Raw genomic sequence first — 22,313 nt, 5'->3', positions numbered from 1 at the left:
TATTAATAAGAATTTGATATTGATTAGTATAGCAGAAAATAAATGAAAATAAAACCACTTTTATACATAAATATACAAAAATAAGAAATGGTTAATTTGGTATATACTTTAAATAGCTGTTTTAAAAGCATTTTTAACACTCAAAGGATGTTTGTTTTTGTATAAAATAATGAATAATTAATTCAGGGTATTGAGTGATTTAACGTTTTAATAGTTAAATTATCAATATAATATAGGCTAGTTGTTTGAATACTCAAAATAAACTTAGTAAAATAATGTTGAAATTAAAAACACTGGAGGCAATTCAAAATGACTCATATTCAATTAGATTATGGTAAAACTTTAGAATTTTTCGGCGAACATGAATTACAGCAACAAAAAGATATAGTTAAGTCAATTCACAAAACAATTCATGAAGGAACTGGTGCTGGTAGTGACTTCCTTGGGTGGATTGATCTTCCTGTAGACTATGACAAAGAAGAATTCTCGCGTATTTTAGAAGCTTCAAAACGTGTCAAAGAACATTCAGAGGTGTTTGTAGTAATTGGTATTGGTGGCTCGTACTTAGGTGCACGCGCTGCTATCGAAATGCTAACATCATCATTTAGAAATAGTAATGAATTCCCAGAAATCGTCTTTGTAGGTAATCATTTATCTTCTTCATATACACAAGAGTTAATCGATTATTTAGATGGTAAGGATTTCTCAGTGAATGTTATTTCTAAATCAGGTACTACTACTGAACCAGCAGTTTCATTTAGATTGTTTAAACAATTATTAGAAAATAAATATGGTAAAGAAGAAGCGAAAAATCGTATTTTTGCTACTACAGATAAAGAAAAAGGTGCGTTAAAGCAACTTGCAACTAACGAAGGTTACGAAACATTTGTCGTACCAGATGATATAGGCGGACGTTATTCAGTATTAACTGCAGTTGGTTTATTACCAATCGCTGTTGCAGGTATTGATATAAAAACAATGATGGAAGGTGCAGCTAAAGCACGTGAAGAATTGTCTTCAGAAGATTTAGAAGAAAATATTGCGTATCAATATGCAACAATTCGTAACGTTTTATATGCAAAAGGTTATGACACTGAAATGTTGATTAACTATGAACCATCAATGCAATATTTTAATGAATGGTGGAAACAATTATTTGGCGAATCAGAAGGGAAGGACTATAAAGGTATTTATCCTTCTAGCGCTAATTATACAACAGATTTACATTCACTTGGACAATATGTTCAAGAAGGTCGTCGTTTCTTATTTGAAACAGTTGTGAAAGTTAATAATCCTAAACATGATATTACTATCGAAGAAGATAGTGAGAATTTAGATGGTTTAAATTATTTAGCTGGTAAATCTATAGACGAAGTAAACACGAAAGCATTTGAGGGCACATTGTTAGCTCACACTGACGGTGGCGTACCTAATATTGTCGTCAATATTCCTCGTTTAGATGAAGAGACATTTGGCTATATCGTTTACTTCTTTGAATTAGCATGTGCTATGAGTGGTTATCAATTAGGTGTTAATCCATTTAATCAACCTGGAGTTGAAGCATACAAACAAAATATGTTTGCTTTATTAGGTAAACCAGGTTTTGAAGATAAAAAAGAAGAATTAGAAAAACGCTTATAATTCTTCAACTTAATGTTATATAGCATATAATTGATGTTAAATTTATATTTTTAGGAGGCTGGGACAAATAATTGTCTCAGCCTTAATCATTATGTTGAGAAAGGAGAACTTATATATGAGCTTCAACTCAGGTAAACTCTTTATCTATTTCGATTTTAATCATCATTGTCAGGAGTGGGAAGGCGCAAGCTTTTAAAGAATTTAGATACGTTTCATACTCTTTTTTCTAAAACATATACATATAAGTATTTCGCAAGCTTATTAAATCGAAGGCAACAATACAGTAGTTATGATTTTGCTCAATTTCTTTAAAATTAGTGTTAATTGAAAGCGTAGATAGTCATTCAATTTCGGTTTCGAAAGCATGTCGTTCTTAAGACTGATTTATATTAGATGGAACGCTTTATAGTTTTAAAAAAGCAACTTTACACTTATAATTATAAAGAATAGTGATGACGAGGATGGGTTTGATGACAGAGGAACAAGTACAGTATTGGTTTGATATATTTGGGAATTTAGGGTACATCGCAGGATTTCTATTACCATTTATTGAGGCTTTTATTCCTATTTTACCAATCATTGTGTTTGTAATTGTAAACGTTAATGCTTTTGGTTGGTTTATTGGTACTTTATTGGCTTGGTTAGGCACTGTAGCTGGAAGTTATATTGTATTTTTATTTTTTAGAAGATTAACTCATACAAAATATATGCAAAAAATTCAGCGACGGACATCAGTTCAACGTTTAATACATTTTATTGATAGAAAGGGCGTCTTACCTATTTTTATCTTAATGTGCTTTCCATTTACGCCAAGTGCTCTAGTTAATATCGTGGCAAGCTTATCCCATATTAAAGCGCATGCCTATCTAATTGTATTAATAGCATCTAAGTTTATAATGATTGGTCTTGTAGGTTGGTTAGGTAATGATATTACAACACTTTTTACTAATCCGATAAGGTTGATAACAATAATGGTAGTAATTGCTGTAGTATGGCTTGTTGGTAGAAAACTAGAGAAACATTTTATGCATTCGTCAGAGGAGTGACAACTTGCGAAAATTACTAAAACATTTGATTTCCATAATATTTGCGCTTATTATTGTACTATTGATTCAGGCATTTGTGCTTACAGGGTCAGTCATAAAAGATGATAAAATGGCTCCAAATCTAAAACAAGGTGATCGTGTTATTGTTAATAAAATAAAAACGACATTTAATTTTTTAGATAATAATGATATTATTATGTATCGTAATGGAAAAGAAATCCAGTTTAGTAGAATCATCGGAAAACCTGGACAATCTATTTCATTCAAAAACGGCTCATTGTACAGAGATGATAGAGAAGTAAATGAATCTTATACAAACAATAGCATCAATAACTTGTCACTTAGAAACATCAAAGATTCTGAAAGTGATATTATTCCGCCTAATGCTTACTTTGTACTTAATGATAATCGTGATAATAAAAACGATTCTAGAACATTAGGTTTCGTGCATCAGAAAGATATCATTGGCAACACAAGTTTAAGATATTATCCGTTTGAAAAATTTACAGTGACTTTTAATTAAATAAACGAGGTGAAGGAATTGAGAAAAGAAATCGTAGAATGGATTGTGTCCATCGTTGTTGCAGTGGCCTTAGTATTGCTAATTGTTAACTTCGTGGGGAAATCATATACAGTTAAAGGCGACTCTATGGATCCTACATTAAAAGATGGAGAACGTGTTATTGTCAATTTGATTGGTCAAAGATTTGGAAATGTTGAAAAAGGCAATGTGATTGTCTTCCATGCAACTAAGGATAATGATTATGTCAAACGTGTTATCGGTACAGCAGGTGATAACATTGAATATAAAGAAGATCAGTTATTTGTTAATGGTAAAAAAGTAGACGAACCATACTTAGATTATAATGAAAAACATAAAGATTATAATTATATAACTGGAAGTTTTACAACGAAAGAGATGAACGAACAATCTGAAGGTGCAGATAAAGTAAAAGATAAAAATAAAATCCCAGAAGGTAAATTGCTTGTACTTGGAGACAACCGTGAAGTAAGTAAAGATAGTCGTTCGTTTGGTTTAATTGATGAAGACCAAGTTGTTGGTAAAGTGTCATTTAGTTTTTGGCCGTTAAGTGAAATGAAATTTGGATTTAATCCAGATACAAAATATGAATAATAAAATATTGAGAATAGGGCAATGAAAATTTATTAATCAAATAAAATTTCATTGCCCTAACTTGTTAATCAAGTAAAAGTTCTAAAATTAGAACAGTGTTTATTGACTAACAATAATATGCACAATGCAGTTGCTATTGTAAAGAGTGTAGAAAAAGGATCGAGATAACTATTTGTGTCTCGATCCTCTTTTTGTTATAAACTACTAACAAATAATCAAATTTATAGTAAAGACATGTTCTAATTTATTAGACATTAAAGGTGTAAGAAAAGTTATACACAATCATATATATGTTAAAATATGAGTCAAAGGAGTTGGCGTAAATCATGGAATTAAATGCTTATATTGGTAGAGCAGGCACAGGGAAATCGAAAGCAATAATTGAAGAAATAAAAACAAAAATGCGAGAAGATCCATTAGGGGATCCTATTGTCTTAATTGCGCCTACACAAAACACTTTTCAGCTTGAACAATCATTCGTTAGTGATGAATTATTAAATGGTAGTATGAGAACCGAAGTTCTACACTTTGAACGATTAAGTTATCGTGTGTTTCAAGAAGTCGGTGGTTTGATAGAACAACAATTATCTAAAGCAGGCACTGAAATGATGATTTATGACATCATACAACAACATCAATCAGAATTGAAACTATATCGTTCTCAAGTTAAATACTATGGATTTAGTGAAAAACTTTATGAACAAATACAAGATTTTAAAAAATATGCAGTAACTCCACAACAATTAAATGATTATATTTCAGAAAATGACTTACAAACAAGAACAAAGCATAAATTACAAGATATTGCGCTGGTTTATAAACATTTAGAAGATAGAATTGACGGGACTTATGTATCTACTGAAGATAGTTTACAAAGATTCATTACGATGATGGATCAATCTGAATGGATAAAGAGAGCGGAAATTTATATTGATGGCTTTCATAACTTTTCGACATTAGAGTATCAAATTATCCGTAGTTTAGTTAAATACGCTAAAAAAGTTACGATTGTATTAACAACTGATGGCGATAAAGATGTGTTTAGTTTATTTAGAAAGCCTTCGGAATCACTGACACACATAGAAGAAATTGCAAGTGACCTCAATGTACAATTACGTACGAAGCGTTTTGATAAAGTATATCGCTTTGATAATGCTGACCTAGCCAATTTAGAACGCAATTTTAATGCGTTACAATTTGAGCCGACAGTTGCAAATGGTGATATAGCAATTTTAGAAGCTAGTGGGATGAGAGAAGAAATAAATGAAGTTGCTCGTCGTATTTTAAGAGAAATACGTGAGAAAGGTTATAGATATCAAGATATAGCCATTTTATATAGAGATGAAGCTTATGCCTATCTCATGGAATCAATTTTGCCACAATTTGACATACCATATAACATCGATGTGAAGCCGTCAATGACACATCATCCAATAATGGAAATGATAAGATCACTTATTGAAGTAATACAAACCAATTGGAATTTTGATCCGCTTATGCGACTTTTTAAAACAGATATTCTATCTAAGAAATTTAAAGATAGTAATTACTTGATAGACATATTAGAGAATTTTGTTCTAGAACGTGGTATTTATGGCAAACGCTGGTTGGATGAAAAATATTTTGATATTGAGCAATTTAGAAAAATGGGGCTAAAACGTCAACAATTAACAAATGAAGAACGTGAGACCTTTGAGCGTGTTATTCAAATGAAAACAGATGTTATCAATAAAGTGATGTTATTTGAAGAAAGTATGAATCATGCAACTACAGCTATTGAATTTGCCACTGCTTTCTACGAATCGATGGAAGCATTCGACTTACCAAGCCAGTTAATGACTGAACGTGATACGTTAGATTTTAACGGCCAACATAGAGAGGCTGAGGAAATTGACCAGATATGGCATGGCTTTATTCAAACGTTGGATGACTTAGTTACAGTATTTGGTGAGCAAACAATGTCTAAATCGCGTTTTCTAGAATTGTTTGATATTGGCTTAGAACAGTTAGAATTTGTAATGATTCCTCAAACGCTTGATCAGGTGAGTATTGGTACTATGGATTTAGCAAAAGTAGATAATAAACAACATGTATATATAGTAGGGGCAAATGATGGCGTTATACCGCAAACTGTGTCATCTTCAAGTTTAATTACGGATGACGAGAAGAAATATTTCCAAGAACAATCCTCCATAGAATTAAGTCCTACGGCAGATATACTGCAAATGGATGAAGCATTTGTATGTTATATTGCAATGACGCGTAGTTGTAAACAAGTTACATTTTCATATTCACTTATGGGTTCTAGTGGTGATCAAAAAGAACCAAGTCCATTTTTAAGCCAAATACAACAATTATTTACTAATTTAGAAGTTCAAAATATACACCATCAACATCAAGCGCAACCACTTACTTTAATGGAACATCCACACCAAACTAAAATTGCTTTATTTGAATCGTTAAAAGCTTGGTTAGATGATGAAATTGTTGCAGAAACTTGGTTAGACACATATCAAGTGATGCGAGACGATGAAAGTTTAAATGATGGTTTAGATTACTTATTAACCGCCTTAACTTATGATAATGAAACGGTTCAATTAAGTGAATCATTATCTAAAGAATTGTACGGTTCGACAATCAATGCAAGTGTTTCTAGATTTGAAGGCTATCAAGCTTGTCCATTTAAACACTTTGCATCACATGGTTTACGTTTAAATGAACGTACAAAATATAAGTTGGAAAATTTTGATCTAGGAGATATCTTCCATCAAGTATTGAAATTTATCTCAGAAAAAGTAAATGGTGATTTTAAAAATCTAAACTCCCAAAAAATTCATAAGCTAACAGTTGAAGCTCTAAGTGAAATATTACCTGAAGTACAATTTAATTTATTAAATTCAACAGCCTATTACCGATATTTATCACAGCGTATTGGTGCAATTGTAGAAACGACTTTAACAGCATTAAAATATCAAGGTAGCTATACTAAATTTACACCACAACGGTTTGAAGCTGGTTTTAGAAGAAAACCAAGAGATAATAGTGAGTTATTAGCTGAATCGTTACATACAAAACAAGGTATACCTATAAATATACGTGGACAAATCGATAGGATAGATACGTATAAAAACGGGGAAGAGAGTTTTGTAAATATTATTGATTATAAGTCATCTAAATATAGTGGTACGTTGGATTTAACAAAAGTTTATTACGGTATGCAAATGCAAATGATGACATATATGGATATCGTACTTCAAAATAAGTCACGTCTAGGGTTAACAGAGTTAACTAAGCCTGGTGGACTATTATACTTCCATGTACATGAACCGCGCATTAAACTTGCATGGAATCAACTGTCGGAAGAAAAAAGAGATTCTGAATTCATTCAATCCTTCAAGTTAAGTGGCTTACTAAATAGTGACGAATCTGTATTAGACGCTTTTGATACTAGACTAGAGCCAAGTTATAATTCTGATATTGTACCTTTAGGATTAAAAAAAGATGGCGGTATTAAAAGTAATAGTAAAGTTGCCGACGAGGAGACCATTTACAAATTAATTCATCATAATAAGCAAAACTTTATTGAAACGGCATCAAATATCATGGATGGACATACAGAAGTAGCACCAATGAAATACAATCAGACATTACCGTGTGATTTTTGTAGCTATAAATCAGTCTGTCATGTAGACGGTATGATAGATAGTAAACGTTATCGTACAGTTGACGAATCTATTGATCCATTAGAAGCGGTACAAAATGTAGTTTTAGAAAGTGAGGACGATGGAGAATGAGTCAAATACCAGTGAAACCTGGGAATACGAGATGGACAGATAACCAATGGAAGAGTATTTATGCAAAAGGACAGGATATACTTGTTGCGGCTGCCGCAGGTTCTGGAAAAACTGCCGTACTTGTAGAGCGCATTATACAACGTATTATTAAAGATGAAATTGATGTGGATAAACTGCTTGTTGTTACATTTACGAATGCAAGTGCGAGAGAAATGAAACACCGTGTAGACCAAAGGATTCAAGAAGCTTCAAATGAAGATCCAAATAACACACATTTAAAGAATCAGCGTGTGAAGATACATCAAGCACAGATATCTACGTTACATAGTTTTTGTTTGAAATTAATTCAACACCACTATGATGTATTAGATATTGATCCTAACTTTAGAACAAGTAGTGAAGCTGAAAATATATTGCTACTTGAACAGACAATAGATGAAGTGTTAGAAAAACATTACGACCAACTTGATCCTAATTTCATTGATTTAACGGAACAACTATCTTCAGATAGGAACGACAACCAGCTAAGAAACACCGTTAAAGAAATGTTTTATTTTAGTGTGGCAAATCCAAATCCATCGGCTTGGTTGAATCAACTATCAGCACCATACGATGATATTACAAAACAAGCAGAGTTATTAAAACTATTAAATGATTTAGCTATGATTTTTATGAATTCTGCATTGGAAGCATTGAATAAAAGTTATGATTTGTTCATGATGCTTGAAGAAGTAGATAAACAACTCGAAGTCTTAGAAAAAGAACGACGTTTTATTGCTCAAGCAATGGAAGGCGGTATATTAAATACACAAGTTATTGCAGAACACCAGTTTGAAACACGTTTTCCAGCTAAAAATAAAAAAATAAAAGAAGCCAATGAAATGATGTTAGATGCATACGATGATGGTAAAAAACATTACGATCAATATAAAGCGTTGGTAACTAAGGTGCAAGAAGATTATTTTTCACGTAATGCTGAAGATTTAAAAATGGATATGCAGCGCTTAGCGCCTAGAGTAGCGTATTTAGCACAAATAACAGCGGATGTAATTGATTTATTTAATCAGAAGAAACGCAGTAGAAACTTACTTGATTTTTCAGATTATGAACATTTTGCATTACGCGTATTGATGAACGAAGATGGCACACCATCAGATATTGCTGATATGTATTGTAAACAGTTTGAAGAAATACTTGTCGATGAATACCAAGATACTAATCGTGTACAAGAGCAAATTATTGCATGTATTAAACGGGGGAGTGAGGCAGACGGAAATTTATTTATGGTAGGTGACGTCAAACAATCTATATATAAATTTAGACAAGCGGATCCCAGTTTATTTATAGGGAAGTATAATCGTTTTACGTTAGATGGTTCAGAGAATGGTATGCGTATTGATTTATCACAAAATTTCCGTTCTAGAAAAGAAGTTTTGACTACAACGAACTATTTATTTAAGCATATGATGGATGAAGCTGTTGGAGAAATAGTCTATGATGATGCTGCCCAACTTTATTATGGTGCTCCTTTCGATAATGAGTCTCATAATGTCCAGTTGAACATGTTAGTGGAAGATGCTTCTTCGGACTTAAATGGTTCGGAACAAGAAGCGGAATACATCGTCCAACAAGTGGAAAAAATTATGTCAGAACATGAGATTTATGATATGAAAAATGAGCAGTATCGTAAACCAAGTTATAAAGATATTGTCATTTTAGAACGTTCTTATGGACAGGCACGTAAGATACAACAAGCTTTTAAAGATCATAACATTCCATTTCATGTCAATAGTAAAGAAGGATATTTTGAACAGACTGAAGTTCAACTCATATTATCTTTCTTACGAACGGTAGATAATCCGTTACAAGATATTTATTTAGTTGGACTCATGCGTTCTGTAATTTATCAGTTTACTGAGGATGAGTTATCTAATATCAGGGTATTTAGTCCAAATGATGATTATTTTTATCAATCGATACAGCATTATATAGCAAATGATGTTGCTAATAAAAAATTAGTTACTAAACTCGAATCTTTCTTGAAAGATATTGAAATGTATCAACATTACAGCCAAAGCCACCCTGTCTATCAACTAATTGATAAGTTTTATAATGACCATTATGTTATTCAATATTTTAGTGGCATCATTGGTGGTAAAGGTAGACGTGCAAATTTATATGGACTCTTTAATAAAGCAGTAGAATTTGAAAATTCTAGTTTCCGTGGATTATATCAATTTATTCGTTTTATAGATGAATTGATAGAGCGAGGTAAGGACTTTGGTGAAGAAAATATTGTAGGACCAAATGATGATGTTGTGCGAATGATGACAATTCATAGTAGTAAAGGGTTAGAATTCCCATTCGTGATTTATTCAGGGTTATCAAGACGATTTAGAAGAGATGATTTGCACAAACCAGTAATCTTAAATCAAAGCTATGGTTTGGGTATGACATATTATGATATTGATAGTCGCTTGTCTTATCCATCACTATCATCAGTTACGTATAAGGCAATAGCCGAAAAAGAAATGGTTTCAGAAGAAATGAGGTTAATTTACGTTGCATTGACACGCGCTAAAGAACAATTGTTTTTAGTAGGTCGTGTAAAAGACGAAAAAGAACTAACTCAATTTGAACAGGTTTCAGTGTCGAAGACGCACTTACCCGTGAGCTATCGTTTAACCGCACAAAGACCAATTGACATGATTTATCCAATATTAGCTAAATATCAATCTACATCACTGCCAAAAGAATTACGTTTTGAAGCAACAATCAATGACATTGATGACTCGATGATGCCTTTTGTACAGTTAAAAACAGACTTTTATGAAGATATTGCGTCAGAAATCGTTATAGCTGAAGGTGAACAACGTACGCTAGTAGATATACAGTCGGCTCAGACTGGTAACGATGAACTTAAGTCGCAGATTCATGAACAATTAAGTTTCAAATACCCACATGAAGTAGCTATTGAAAAGCCATCAAAACAATCTGTATCAGAACTGAAACGACAACTTGAGACAGAACAAGCTGACACCAACTACGATAGAGTTAGACAATATCGAATTGGCTCAGCTTCATATGAAAGACCAGGATTTTTAAGCCATACTACGAAACGAAAAGCAAATGAAATTGGTACTCTTATGCATACGGTAATGCAACATTTACCGTTTAAAAAGGAAGGGCTATCTCACAATGAGGTGGATGTACTTATCAATCAGTTAATAGACAAGCATATTATTGATGCAGACGCTAAAAAGGATATCCGATTTGAAGATATTTATCAGTTTATTGAAAGTGAATTATATTCAACGATTGCTATGAGTGACCGGATATATCGAGAGTTACCATTTGTTGTCAATCAAGCTAAAGTAGACCGTATTGAAAATATGGAAGAAGATGCTTCTATTATACAAGGGATGATTGATCTTATATTTGAGAAGGATGGCCAATATTACTTTGTCGATTATAAGACAGATGCCTTTAATAGACGTCGCAATATGTCAGATGAAGCAATAGGTGCCCAATTAAGAGAACGTTATAAGGTACAAATGGAATACTATCGAAACACTTTAGAAACTATATTGAAAACAAATGTTAAAGGCTATTTATATTTCTTTAAATTTGGTCAACTTTCTATTGATGAATAAAATTAGAGTATAAGGGGTGCTTGTTGTGTCATCTCAGCAAAGGTTATATGAAATAGATGCATTACGTGGATTAAGTTTGCTAGGTATTATTTTAATGAATATATTAGTTTTTAGTTTTCCGTATGAGGAAAGTTTATTGTCTGATGTTGTTCATGGAACCGACGCTATTTTATTACACGGAATTACCTTGTTAATTATTGGTTCATTTTATCCTATTTTTACATTTTTATTTGGTTTTGGCTTGAGCATCATGTATGACAATTGTCATATGAAAGGCATTAACTACTACCCAATAATATTTAGAAGATTAATTTTTCTTATGCTTATGGGCGTGTTACATGGATTTTTTGTATTTTCAGGAGATATCTTATTTGGCTATGCATTTACGGGTTTAATAGCGGTGTTGTTTATTAAGTCCAAAGCAAAGCGTTTAATAAAAGCAGCAATCATCTTATTTATCCTAAAAATTTTATTGCTAGTTATACCTTTTGCAGTATTTTCTTTAATAAATAATCCATATACCCAGCATAATTTTAGTGGTGTATCTTTATCTAAATTGATAGAAATTAAACAACAAGGACTTTATACAGATTTTCTGAAAATAAATGCACTAGAAAATTTATATAATGTGTTAGATGTTGTGACAGAGTCTGCCTATTTTGAATTTTTACCATATATTCTTTTAGGTATAGCTGCACAAAAATTAAAGCTAGTTAAGAAAATACAACTACGAAAACAAAGTGCAATTAAATGGGGGATATTATGCCTTATAATAGGTTATATAGTGAAAATGCCTTTTGCACTTGATTTCTCAAATAGTGCGTACCAGAATATCAATATCGTTGGTGGTCCAATTGTTGCTACCGGCTATATATTAATATTTATTGCTATGTATCAAAGTACACGTATAGCACACTTGCTCAAAGTATTTACATATCCGGGTAAATTAAGTTTATCTGTATATTTAACTCAGAGTATTGTTTTATCATTAATATTTTTAGGTATAGGTGGAGGATTATATAACCAATTGCCACTATACCAATCTTACATCATTGCATTACTTATTTATTGCTTACAATTAGTAGGCTGTTACTATTATTTAAAACATTTTAAAATGGGGCCTTTTGAATGGCTATGGCGAAAGATCACATACCTTAAATGAATTTAGATAATGTGAATGGATTGTAAAAATTATTAAAAGAGTAGACTGCTGTTCTACTCTCATTTATTAATTTTAAAACTGTTTTTAATGTTTATAAGGGTAAATAATAAGTTGAAGTTGTAATCAAATTAGACATACAACATAAAAAATTCATTGTCATTGAGTTAAGGAGAATTTTTGTAAGCGCTAGTTATTTATTTGTTATTTCTGGGTAAATATAGTTATAATATGTAATAAGATATAGATGAGGAGCTGATATTGAATGAAATTCCTATCATTCAGACATGAAGGACAGACATCTTATGGTGTGAAAGTTAAACGTGAAGAGGCTGCATGGGACTTAAAAAAAGTTTTTGCAGATTTTGCTGAAGGCGAATTCCACCCGAAAACATTATTAAACGGACTTCAACAAAACCAAATTGTTGATTTTCAAGAACAAGTTCGTAAAGCTGTTGTTGCAGCAGAAGATAGTGGCAATGGTGACGACTATAAAGTACAATTTAGCGAAATAGAGTTTTTACCGCCAGTCACGCCAACAAATAATGTGATTGCCTTTGGACGTAATTATCAGGATCATGCTAGTGAGTTAAATCACGAAGTGCAGCGATTATATGTGTTTACGAAAGCTGCTTCGTCATTAACTGGTGATAATAGCATAATACCTAACCATAAAGATATTACTGAACAGTTAGATTACGAAGGTGAACTTGGTATTGTAATCGGTAAATCAGGTGAAAAAATCCCTAAAGGTTTAGCACTAGATTACGTATATGGTTATACTATTATTAATGATATTACAGACCGTAAAGCCCAAAATGAACAAGACCAAGCATTCTTATCTAAAAGTTTAACTGGTGGTTGTCCAATAGGTCCTTATATTGTGACAAAAGATGAATTACCTACACCAGAAGATGTGAACATTGTTACGAAAGTAAATAATGAAATCCGTCAAGATGGTAACACAGGTCAAATGATTCTTAAAATAGATGAATTGATAGAAGAAATTTCTAAATTTGTGGCACTACATCCAGGTGATATTATTGCAACTGGTACACCGGCAGGCGTTGGTGCAGGTATGAATCCACCTAAATTTTTACAACCAGGTGATGAGATTAAAGTTACCATCGATAATATTGGTACATTAACTAATTTTATTGCTGATAAATAAAAATTATTAAGATAATATAGAGCGCGGGTATAAATATCAAATTTAAAATTTTGATTTGTATCCCGCTTTTTTTACTTAACCTTTAGTAGAGTAACATAGAATTCTCTTTGAAAAATGAAGCGATTTTAAGTATGATTAGGTAAGTAATCTTTTGATTTTATAATTAAAAGACTACAATATACTTCTGTTTTATATACTTTTGAAGTGAAAAATGTGTGGGGGTTATATTATATGTTACATATGCATATAGCAAGTTGGGTATTATTAATTATTTTATTCTTTGCAGCTTACTTTAACTTTTCTGAAAAACAAGGAGCTTCACCTTATTTTAAACCAATTCATATGGTTTTAAGATTATTCATGTTACTTGTGTTAATTTCAGGCTTTTGGGTTTGGATTCAATCATTCTCATCTGGTAACGCAGGTGGACATATGTTACTGACATTGAAAATGATTTGCGGTGTAGCAGTCGTTGCATTGATGGAAGTGACAATTACTAAACGTAAAAAAGGTCAACCAAGTCATAGTTTATTATGGACTACTATTGTAGTTATTATCTTGACTATCATTATTGGTATTATTTTACCGATGGGACCAATTACACAAATGTTTGGTTTGTAAGTTATATAAAAGGAGGCTACGACAAAGAAGTCGTAGCCTCTTTTATGTTTTTTCAGTAGATCGATTTATTTAAACTAAAATGTATTATAGTGTGAGATAACAAACGTTAACAAAGAGCATTAAAATTACACTGAAAATTTTCCATTTAATCTATAGAAATGTATCAATATGTGGCTCTAACAGATGCCATAGTTCATTACTTAATTCATCAATAGCGCAGGGTCTAGAGTGCTCTATCCACCATATAATAACACCTACTATTGCCGAACCTAAAAATTGTAATGCTATTTCATTATCTTTTCGTTTTATGCTTTGCATAAATTTTTCAGAAAGTGTTTGTCTTAATATATTTAAATCAGATTTTTGTATTAATTGTTTCAAGACAAAATATTGTTTATCTATAGTTATGAGTATTTCACGCATATTTGCTTTACCATCTTGTTGAAGGTTCATCGTACTCTCGCATTTTTCAATTGTTTCAGCTAATATAAAATCTAATGATTGATTAAGTATGTCGTATTTATCTAAAAAGTTTAAATAAATCGTACCTCTATTGATATTAGAAGCTTCGGCAATATCTTTCATAGATATTTTAGCAATGTCCTTTTTTTGCATTAGCTTTATAAAATTTTCGATAATAAGTTGACGTGATTTTTCTTTTCTTTTATCCATAGATATTCCTCATTTATCAACGATTTTTGAAATCTGTACAATAAGCATCAATATACTTATTTTGTTTATTGAGTTTAACTTTTTATAATGATAAGTTCAAGCTAATGAACAAATGTTCATTAAAAAGGAGGACACATATGAATATTCTTATTTATGGCGCTGGGGTACAAGGACAATATTTAGCACATGTATTAAATCAACCAGAAAATAACATAACATTATTAGCTAGAGGTCAAAATTATAAATACTTAAATAACAGAGGAGTTGTGTTGAACCATTATTTACAAAATAAAAGAACTACAGATTACTTTAACTATGTAAGTAAGTTAGGTAAGAATGATAACTATGATATTATCTTTGTAACAATGAAGTATTCAGATTTTTACTCAATTGTACCTTCAATAGCTCAAAATATAAGCACCAATATTATTTTTATAGGTAATAACACCGACCCTCATAAGCTTCGTCAAACAGTACTTCGCCAATCAATTACACATAAAAATATATCTTTTGGTTTTCTAATGACTGGAGGAAATAGGGGGGGAAGTGCAACAACTGTTATTCGATTTAATGCAGGGGAATTAAAAGTAAGCCATCTTAACGGGATAATACCATTTCATAATAAACTTGATGCAATTTTTAAAAATTCATCTATAAAATTAACTTATGAAACAAGATTCGAAGATTGGTTAATGTCACATGCCGCAATGATAATACCTCTAAATGCAGGGATATCATTGAAAAATAAATATAAAGAAAATCAAAAACAACTTCTTAGTAATATTATTAAGTCATATAATGAATTACATTTATTAATTGAGCATAGTAACTATAATATTGTCCCAAAATTACAGTCAACGCTTTTTAAGAATTTTAAATGTCTTGCTTATCCACTATTAAAATTAATTATTAATATCAAAATAATGAATCAAATTCAAGGTTCCAATTCAGAAATCAATGCTTTATATAAAGATATAAAATTGTTAAATAAACAAACAGCGTTAACAACAAATTATTTAGATGAAATGATTATAGAAGCAAGATAATAAAGTTTAACTATATTATCATCAATTTTTTTCGATATAAATAAGAAGATTATTCATAAGTATAATTGTTAAAAGTGTAGTTAAGTAAAATATGAAAATTTCTAGAAAAAGAAAGCAACTTTCTAGAATTATTCTGTTTTATAGCAAATCTAAACGATAAATTACTAATAAAAAAACCGATAATTTCTACTCAGTATGTGATTAGAAATTATCGGTTTTTGTTTTCTTTGTTAGTAAAATAAAGTTGATTTTTTATTTATTTCGAGCTTTATAGCCTATCATATTAATAATATCTTTAGGTCTGCTATATGGTGGTGCATAAGCAACTTCAAATTCTGTCAGTTCATCAATTGTTAATTTTTGCATCATTGCCATCGATAAGACATCGATACGTTTGTCTACACCTTTTTCTCCAACTGCTGCAGCACGAATAATACGCCTGTTAACTTTATCAAAATAAACGCGTAAGTGTAATTTTTTATTTCCAGGGTAATATCCCGCATGTTCACCTTGGTTAACTTCGACTATGCCATAATCAAAATGTTTTAATTCTTGTGGCGATAAGCCTACACTAGCAAAGGTATAATCGAAGAATTTTACGATATTTGAACCTAAAAAGCCTTTGAATTTCACTTTAGGGTTACCTGCTAATTGTTCGGCAATGATACTTGCACCACGATGTGCCCCCCATGCAAGTGGCACGTGTGCATTTAAATCAACATGTCTATAATGTGATGTTATGATATCACCAAGCGCATATATATTTGGTATATTAGTCTGAAATTGGTCATTAACAGGGATATAACCTTTATTATCTAAAGTGATATTCGATGATTGGATAAATTCTGAATTTGGTTTTACACCTACACCTTCGACAATTAAATCAAAAGTTTCTACTTTACCAGAGGAGAAATATACGTCGTTACCATCTACTTTTGTTATTTCTTCATTAAAACGATAAGCGATATGACGTTTATCCATTTCATCAATAATAGCTTGGTTCATATCTTGATCCATCAATTTATTAATGTGAGTTGAGCGATGGATTAGAGTAGGCGTGATACCACGTTCATAAAGGTTGTCTAAAATTTCTAAGCCTATATAACCCGTACCTACAACAAGTGCTTTTTTTACATTTTGTTGTTCAATAAAAGTCTCAATTGCATCTGTATCCTCCATATTTCTTAAAGTAAATGCTATAGGACTATTTAAGTTCAACGAATTTGCACTACATCCAGGACTTAATATTAAAGTATCATAGTGTTCTTCAAATGAAGTATCATTCATGTGATCATAGACTGTAATTGTTTGTGAATCATCATTTATAGTCGTCACTTCATGGTACGTTTTTACAATTATATTTTTAGAATCATAAAAAGCTTCTGGCGTTGCTTCAAGTATTTTGTCGCGTGAATCAACGACATTGCCTAAATAGTAAGGTAAGGCACAGTTGGCGAAACTCATATCACGATCTTTTTCGAAAACAACAATCTCGCTTTCCTGATCCAATCTTCTTATTTGACTAGCTACAGTTGCGCCTCCAGCAACTGCACCAACGACTACAATTTTATTCATATTGAATGACCTCCTCAAATTAAAATCGCAAAATTAAATTTGAGATTTTATAGTTTCTTCATAAGGCATATTTAATTGGAAGTAATCATTTAAATATCGTCCAATGCCATCTTCATTATTAGAATATGTAACTTGGTTTGCAACATGTTTAAGTTCATCCAAGCCGTTGTCCATGGCAATACCGTATTTAGCATATTTAATCATTTCTAAATCATTATCTTCATCGCCGAATGCAATAATATGATTTCTATCGATTTCTAAATGAGATTTTACGTAATCTATCCCGCGTGCCTTGCTAATCCCTTGTTTAACAATTTCAATGACTGGAAATGGTGAACCCCATCTACGGTGTTCAATGTTTTCTGCATAAAAGCGTGTTAACATTTGTTTGACTCTAGGGATCATGAACTCTTCCGCCTCAACTAAAATTGATGTAGGGGATTCAGTTAATGAAGTGAGTAAATCTCCAGTCTCTACTTTTGGATTACCCATTGAAAACCCATCAAATAACCTTTGATCATAGTTATTAATAAACACGTAGTCTTTGACTTCGGCAATAATATTAGATACACCATAATCATTTAAACTCTTTATAATATTTTTTGATAAATCTAAATCTAATACATCATGTTTGATTTCGAATTGATCATCTTTAGGATGATGTACGAATGCACCATTAAAGTTTACAACTGGTGTATCCATATTCAATTCATGATAATAAATTTGGCTAGCTCTATATGGTCTACCAGTGGCAATCATTAATTTGTGCCCTTGTTTTTGTAATTTAGTTAATACTTCTTTTGTATAAGGTGTAATTTCTTTTTCATCATTTAAAAGTGTTCCGTCTAAATCTAGACAAATTAAATAAGGTTCCATTGATTTCTCCTTAATGTTTAATAATTGACGTATGAATATCATAGCATTTTATTGGCGTTTTGTAAGATATTTGATATATTGTTAGTATGATTAATTACGAAGAGGTGAAATGTATGGATGAAGGATTAAAAGATAGCATATTGAATGCTTTAGAAATGGTTATTGACCCTGAGTTAGGTATCGATATCGTAAACTTAGGTTTAATATATAATGTAGATGTGGATGACGAAGGTTTATGTACTGTAGAAATGACATTAACATCTATGGGGTGCCCAATGGGACCTCAAATTGTAAACCAAGTTAAAATGGTGTTAGCAGAAATTCCAGAGATTTCAGATACAGAAGTAAATATTGTTTGGAGTCCCCCATGGGGCAAAGAAATGATGTCTCGTTATGCTAAAATTGCTTTGGGTATTGGTTAAACAAATTAAAATAGCAACTATAAAATAGTCTAATGTACTTAATTGTACATTGGGCTATTTTTTAGCTAAAATTCTTAGAAATCAATATATTTAAAAACATATTTTCTCTGTAGTGCAATTCATTAAAATGATTGCAGTTATGTTACAGAAGTATTACAATGGTTGAGTGATTGATAAGAAATAATGGTGAAATATTTTATTTTGGGGATGAAAGAATGAATGGAAATGAACAATAATTTAAATAAGCATAAGCAGTTAAAGTATAGTACTCGCTATATGCCAGGTTTAGATGGATTACGAGCAATCGCGGTTATAAGCATTATAATCTATCACTTAAATAAACAATGGTTGACTGGTGGCTTTTTAGGCGTAGATACATTCTTTGTGATTTCCGGTTATTTGATAACTAGCTTATTACTTTTTGAATATGAATCCACAGGTATTATTAATTTAAAACAATTTTGGTTAAGGCGAATTAAAAGATTAATTCCAGCTATGTTGGTAGTTGTGATGGTTGTAACGGTAGCAACTTTAATATTTAAACCTGGTGAAATTGTAAATATTAAACAAGATGGCTTTGCAGCTATTTTTTATGTATCTAATTGGTGGTACATTGCCACAGATGTTAATTATTTCGAACAGTTTGCTTTTATGCCCTTAAAACATTTATGGTCACTTGCAATTGAAGAGCAATTCTACATTATTTTTCCCACTGTCTTTATTTTTTTACTGCTTACAATAAAGAAATACCGAAATGTGACTTTGATATTTTGGATAGTTTCGCTAATTTCTTTATTGACAATGGTTATTATTGCCCAATCACAAACAGGGCATTCACGTGTCTATTTTGGTACTGATACACGGTTACAGACAATGTTATTAGGAGTAATATTTGCATTTATTTGGCCACCGTTTAAATTAAAGAAAAATCCAAATCATTCATTGAGAACTATCATCGATAGTATAGGTGTGATTGGAATTGTACTTTTATTAATCCTTTTCTTAAAAGTGAATGATAATAGTAATTGGATATATAATGGTGGTTTTTATTTAATTTCAGGATTGACATTACTTGTAATTATTAGTGCAGTACATCCTTCTGGTTATTTTGCCAAAATACTAGGTAATCCATTATTTGTATACATAGGGAAACGATCTTATAGTTTATATTTATGGCATTTTCCTGTAATTAGCTTTGTACATTCATATTATGTAGATGGCCAATTACCCATTTATGTTTATATTGTTGATATTATTTTAACTATTGTATTGGCAGAAATATCTTATCGTTATATAGAGACACCGTTTAGAAAACAAGGGATAAAAGTATTTAGTATCTCACGTGTAAATAAACAGACAGTGATTAGAACAATCGTCTTAATTTTATTTTTAATTCCTACTATGTTTGTCTTTACAGGAAGTTTTGACAAACTAGGTAAAAATGATATAAACCATAAAGCGACTTCATATAATACAGATGAAATAGATAAATATTTAGTTAGACCAATTCCGGTTGATGATGTTAATTTTTCAGGGGACTCTGAGTTTAAAAAAGATAAAGATAATGAAGTATATGCAGATTTGAAACCATTATTAATTGGAGATTCTGTAATGGTGGATATTGGAGAAACCTTTAAGATACAAGTTCCTCATGCTAATATTGATGGCCAAGTTGGTAGGAATTTATATGAAGCCATACCTTTAGTAGATCAAAAATATCAAAATTATAATCACAAATCAAATCAAGTTATCTTAGAATTGGGAACAAATGGAGATTTTTCTGAAGAGCAATTAAATGAATTAATTAAAAAATTCGGTGAAGCTCAAGTGTATTTAGTAAATACTCGAGTACCTAGAAGTTATGAAAGTCATGTTAATGAGTTGATGGCGGATGCTGCCAAAAAATATGATAATGTTACTTTAATCGATTGGCATAAACGTTCTGAAGGTCATTCAGAATATTTTGCACCAGATGGTATTCATTTAGAAGCAAAAGGTGTAAAAGCACTAGCAGATGAAATATTAAAACATATTACCAAAAATCTAAATAGATAAAAAACATAATAATGTTTGAAGTTTTTGTTTCTATTATAATCTAAAATTGAGGGAAATAGATCGCATGTAGGCGTTAATGATATTATAAATCAAAGTTTAGAATCTAAAAATGTATGCTAAGAAAGCACTTATTTTCTTAGCATACGTTTTTTTATAATTTAATATTTTTAAGAGGGGCGCACAGTGACTTCGTTAACATTAACATGCTTTGGTTGAGAAATAGCATAGGATACAGCGTTAGCAATATCTATAGGTTTTAATTTTTTTCTGTTTTCTTCAAAGGGGCTTTTCGAACTAAGTTCCGTTTCCACCATACCTGGTGATATATTTGTTACACGTACACCTGTATTAGCTAGTTCTTTTTCTAAACCAATAGAAATAGCTCGTACAGAGAATTTTGTAGCACAATAAACAGATAAACGTTCAATAACTTCAAATCCTGACTCGGAACAAATATTGACAATATGACCTTTTTGATTATTGACCATATTTCCAACTACCGAATTTACACCGTAAAGCAAACCTTTAATATTTATATCAATCATATCTTCCCAATCTGATACCGAACCATCTAAGACCCTACTAGAACCCATTTTCCCGGCATTGTTAACAAGCACATCAACTGTTTCAAAACGCGTTTCGGCTTGTTTAACTACAAATTCTACTTCTTTTTTATTAGAAACATCTGCTTGTATTGTGAGTAATGTAGAGTCGTTATTTAATTCGGCAGCTAAACTATTTAATTTATCTTGATTTCTAGCTACAGCTACAACGTTCATATTCATTTGTAGTAAGTTCTGTGTGATGGCTTTACCTATACCACTCGTCGCACCTGTCACTAATGCAGTTTTATATATTGAATTTTGATCCATGTTATAATCTCCTTTGGTTAACAGTATAAAGGGTCTTTATTTTCTCTATAAATATAAAAATAGAATTACTCATAGTAAGATTCATTAATCTATATTTAATCCAAATATTTTCTATCTTCTTTGCTAATTGGGTAATCATTTGCGCTCATATCTCTTCTAGTCATGAGGCCATTTTTATTAAATTCCCAATGTTCATTGCCATGGGTGCGCATCCATTGATTTGATTCTGCGTCTCGCCATTCGTATTCAAAACGAACAGAAATCAAATTATCTGTGTAACACCACAATTCTTTCATTAATTTATAATCAAGTTCTTTGTTCCATTTTCTATATAAAAAAGATTTGATTGCTTCGCGTCCTTCAAAAAATTCAGTACGATTTCTCCATTTTGAGTCTTCCGTATAAGCGAGACAAACTTTTTCTGGATTTCTTGTATTCCATGCATCTTGAGCTATCTTAACTTTTTCCAACGCTGTCTGCTTATTGAAAGGCGGTATTGGCTTTTTAATTTCTTGTTCCATGTAAACACACTTCCTTATAATGACCATTTACAATAATCGTAACATAATCCTAAG

At 31.3% G+C, this 22,313-nt stretch carries 17 protein-coding genes; 12 read left to right on the top strand and 5 right to left on the bottom strand.

Translation table 11 applies throughout. The annotated features are described in order from the left end of the window. Positions 1–309: 309 nt before the first annotated feature. The 9 genes from ACW5YJ_RS11350 (at position 310) to ACW5YJ_RS11310 (ending at position 14,220) form a co-directional block, all read left to right on the top strand. A complete protein-coding gene (locus ACW5YJ_RS11350) occupies positions 310–1,641 on the top strand; it encodes a glucose-6-phosphate isomerase (RefSeq protein ID WP_017722335.1) in 1,332 nt (443 codons plus the stop codon). A 470-nt stretch (positions 1,642–2,111) separates the two neighbouring features. After that, entirely contained in the window at positions 2,112–2,687 is a 576-nt protein-coding gene (locus ACW5YJ_RS11345) for a TVP38/TMEM64 family protein (protein ID WP_457338182.1), read from the top strand. A 4-nt stretch (positions 2,688–2,691) separates the two neighbouring features. Further along, positions 2,692–3,210, top strand: coding sequence for a signal peptidase I (gene lepB / locus ACW5YJ_RS11340; RefSeq protein WP_017722333.1), 519 nt, complete (start codon positions 2,692–2,694; stop codon positions 3,208–3,210). An 18-nt stretch (positions 3,211–3,228) separates the two neighbouring features. Further along, positions 3,229–3,822 carry a signal peptidase I gene (lepB, locus tag ACW5YJ_RS11335; protein ID WP_017722332.1) on the top strand — a complete coding sequence of 198 codons (594 nt, stop codon included), beginning with the start codon at positions 3,229–3,231 and terminating at the stop codon, positions 3,820–3,822. 326 nt (positions 3,823–4,148) lie between these two features. Then, the gene (addB, locus tag ACW5YJ_RS11330) at positions 4,149–7,616 is read left to right on the top strand and encodes a helicase-exonuclease AddAB subunit AddB (RefSeq protein WP_457338181.1); all 3,468 of its coding nucleotides are present in this window, start codon (positions 4,149–4,151) and stop codon (positions 7,614–7,616) included. After that, positions 7,613–11,269: a helicase-exonuclease AddAB subunit AddA gene (addA, locus tag ACW5YJ_RS11325; protein ID WP_457338180.1), complete on the top strand. Its 3,657-nt coding sequence runs from the start codon at positions 7,613–7,615 to the stop codon at positions 11,267–11,269. The genes addB and addA overlap by 4 nt, the downstream gene beginning before the upstream one ends. A gap of 25 nt (positions 11,270–11,294) precedes the next feature. Beyond that, entirely contained in the window at positions 11,295–12,431 is a 1,137-nt protein-coding gene (locus ACW5YJ_RS11320) for a DUF418 domain-containing protein (protein WP_457338179.1), read from the top strand. Between the two features lie 262 nt (positions 12,432–12,693). After that, entirely contained in the window at positions 12,694–13,599 is a 906-nt protein-coding gene (locus ACW5YJ_RS11315) for a fumarylacetoacetate hydrolase family protein (protein ID WP_017722328.1), read from the top strand. Positions 13,600–13,830: 231 nt separating this feature from the next. After that, complete coding sequence (locus tag ACW5YJ_RS11310; protein WP_017722327.1) at positions 13,831–14,220, top strand: YisL family protein; 390 nt, start codon at positions 13,831–13,833, stop codon at positions 14,218–14,220. 150 nt (positions 14,221–14,370) lie between these two features. Here ACW5YJ_RS11310 and ACW5YJ_RS11305 read toward each other — a convergent pair whose 3' ends face one another. Next, the gene (locus tag ACW5YJ_RS11305) at positions 14,371–14,892 is read right to left on the bottom strand and encodes a TetR/AcrR family transcriptional regulator (protein ID WP_135092080.1); all 522 of its coding nucleotides are present in this window, start codon (positions 14,890–14,892) and stop codon (positions 14,371–14,373) included. A gap of 137 nt (positions 14,893–15,029) precedes the next feature. Between ACW5YJ_RS11305 and ACW5YJ_RS11300 the strand changes: the two genes are divergently transcribed. Continuing rightward, positions 15,030–15,938 carry a ketopantoate reductase family protein gene (locus tag ACW5YJ_RS11300; RefSeq protein WP_457338178.1) on the top strand — a complete coding sequence of 303 codons (909 nt, stop codon included), beginning with the start codon at positions 15,030–15,032 and terminating at the stop codon, positions 15,936–15,938. 252 nt (positions 15,939–16,190) lie between these two features. Here the strand turns inward: ACW5YJ_RS11300 and ACW5YJ_RS11295 are convergent, their stop codons facing one another. Beyond that, positions 16,191–17,513 carry a CoA-disulfide reductase gene (locus ACW5YJ_RS11295; protein WP_457338177.1) on the bottom strand — a complete coding sequence of 441 codons (1,323 nt, stop codon included), beginning with the start codon at positions 17,511–17,513 and terminating at the stop codon, positions 16,191–16,193. Between the two features lie 33 nt (positions 17,514–17,546). Beyond that, positions 17,547–18,389 (bottom strand): Cof-type HAD-IIB family hydrolase, encoded by an 843-nt coding sequence (locus tag ACW5YJ_RS11290; RefSeq protein WP_017722323.1) that lies wholly within the window; start codon positions 18,387–18,389, stop codon positions 17,547–17,549. 113 nt (positions 18,390–18,502) lie between these two features. On the opposite strand from ACW5YJ_RS11290, the gene ACW5YJ_RS11285 reads away from it, so the two are divergent. Together ACW5YJ_RS11285 and ACW5YJ_RS11280 are read left to right on the top strand one after the other, a co-directional pair. Continuing rightward, a complete protein-coding gene (locus tag ACW5YJ_RS11285) occupies positions 18,503–18,811 on the top strand; it encodes a metal-sulfur cluster assembly factor (protein ID WP_017722322.1) in 309 nt (102 codons plus the stop codon). Positions 18,812–19,036: 225 nt separating this feature from the next. After that, positions 19,037–20,866, top strand: a complete 1,830-nt coding sequence (locus ACW5YJ_RS11280; RefSeq protein ID WP_457338620.1) for an acyltransferase family protein — start codon at positions 19,037–19,039, stop codon at positions 20,864–20,866. Between the two features lie 167 nt (positions 20,867–21,033). Here the strand turns inward: ACW5YJ_RS11280 and ACW5YJ_RS11275 are convergent, their stop codons facing one another. Then, positions 21,034–21,738, bottom strand: coding sequence for an SDR family oxidoreductase (locus tag ACW5YJ_RS11275; protein ID WP_017722320.1), 705 nt, complete (start codon positions 21,736–21,738; stop codon positions 21,034–21,036). 95 nt (positions 21,739–21,833) lie between these two features. Beyond that, the gene (locus ACW5YJ_RS11270) at positions 21,834–22,259 is read right to left on the bottom strand and encodes a nuclear transport factor 2 family protein (RefSeq protein WP_017722319.1); all 426 of its coding nucleotides are present in this window, start codon (positions 22,257–22,259) and stop codon (positions 21,834–21,836) included. Positions 22,260–22,313 lie beyond the last annotated feature (54 nt).

The organism is Staphylococcus sp. mip270_02 (genome assembly GCF_054031535.1).
Note: the sequence above shows the minus strand (reverse complement) of the source record. Positions and strands in the feature narration are given on the sequence as shown.

Coding starts and splice junctions, on each gene's coding strand:
- ACW5YJ_RS11295 (WP_457338177.1), bottom strand. CDS start 17,513: ATGAATAAAATTGTAGTCGTTGGTGCAGTTGCTGGAGGCGCAACTGTA.
- ACW5YJ_RS11280 (WP_457338620.1), top strand. CDS start 19,037: ATGAACAATAATTTAAATAAGCATAAGCAGTTAAAGTATAGTACTCGC.
- addA (WP_457338180.1), top strand. CDS start 7,613: ATGAGTCAAATACCAGTGAAACCTGGGAATACGAGATGGACAGATAAC.
- ACW5YJ_RS11310 (WP_017722327.1), top strand. CDS start 13,831: ATGTTACATATGCATATAGCAAGTTGGGTATTATTAATTATTTTATTC.
- ACW5YJ_RS11275 (WP_017722320.1), bottom strand. CDS start 21,738: ATGGATCAAAATTCAATATATAAAACTGCATTAGTGACAGGTGCGACG.
- ACW5YJ_RS11270 (WP_017722319.1), bottom strand. CDS start 22,259: ATGGAACAAGAAATTAAAAAGCCAATACCGCCTTTCAATAAGCAGACA.
- ACW5YJ_RS11300 (WP_457338178.1), top strand. CDS start 15,030: ATGAATATTCTTATTTATGGCGCTGGGGTACAAGGACAATATTTAGCA.
- addB (WP_457338181.1), top strand. CDS start 4,149: ATGGAATTAAATGCTTATATTGGTAGAGCAGGCACAGGGAAATCGAAA.
- ACW5YJ_RS11285 (WP_017722322.1), top strand. CDS start 18,503: ATGGATGAAGGATTAAAAGATAGCATATTGAATGCTTTAGAAATGGTT.
- ACW5YJ_RS11290 (WP_017722323.1), bottom strand. CDS start 18,389: ATGGAACCTTATTTAATTTGTCTAGATTTAGACGGAACACTTTTAAAT.
- ACW5YJ_RS11350 (WP_017722335.1), top strand. CDS start 310: ATGACTCATATTCAATTAGATTATGGTAAAACTTTAGAATTTTTCGGC.
- ACW5YJ_RS11305 (WP_135092080.1), bottom strand. CDS start 14,892: ATGGATAAAAGAAAAGAAAAATCACGTCAACTTATTATCGAAAATTTT.
- ACW5YJ_RS11345 (WP_457338182.1), top strand. CDS start 2,112: ATGACAGAGGAACAAGTACAGTATTGGTTTGATATATTTGGGAATTTA.
- ACW5YJ_RS11315 (WP_017722328.1), top strand. CDS start 12,694: ATGAAATTCCTATCATTCAGACATGAAGGACAGACATCTTATGGTGTG.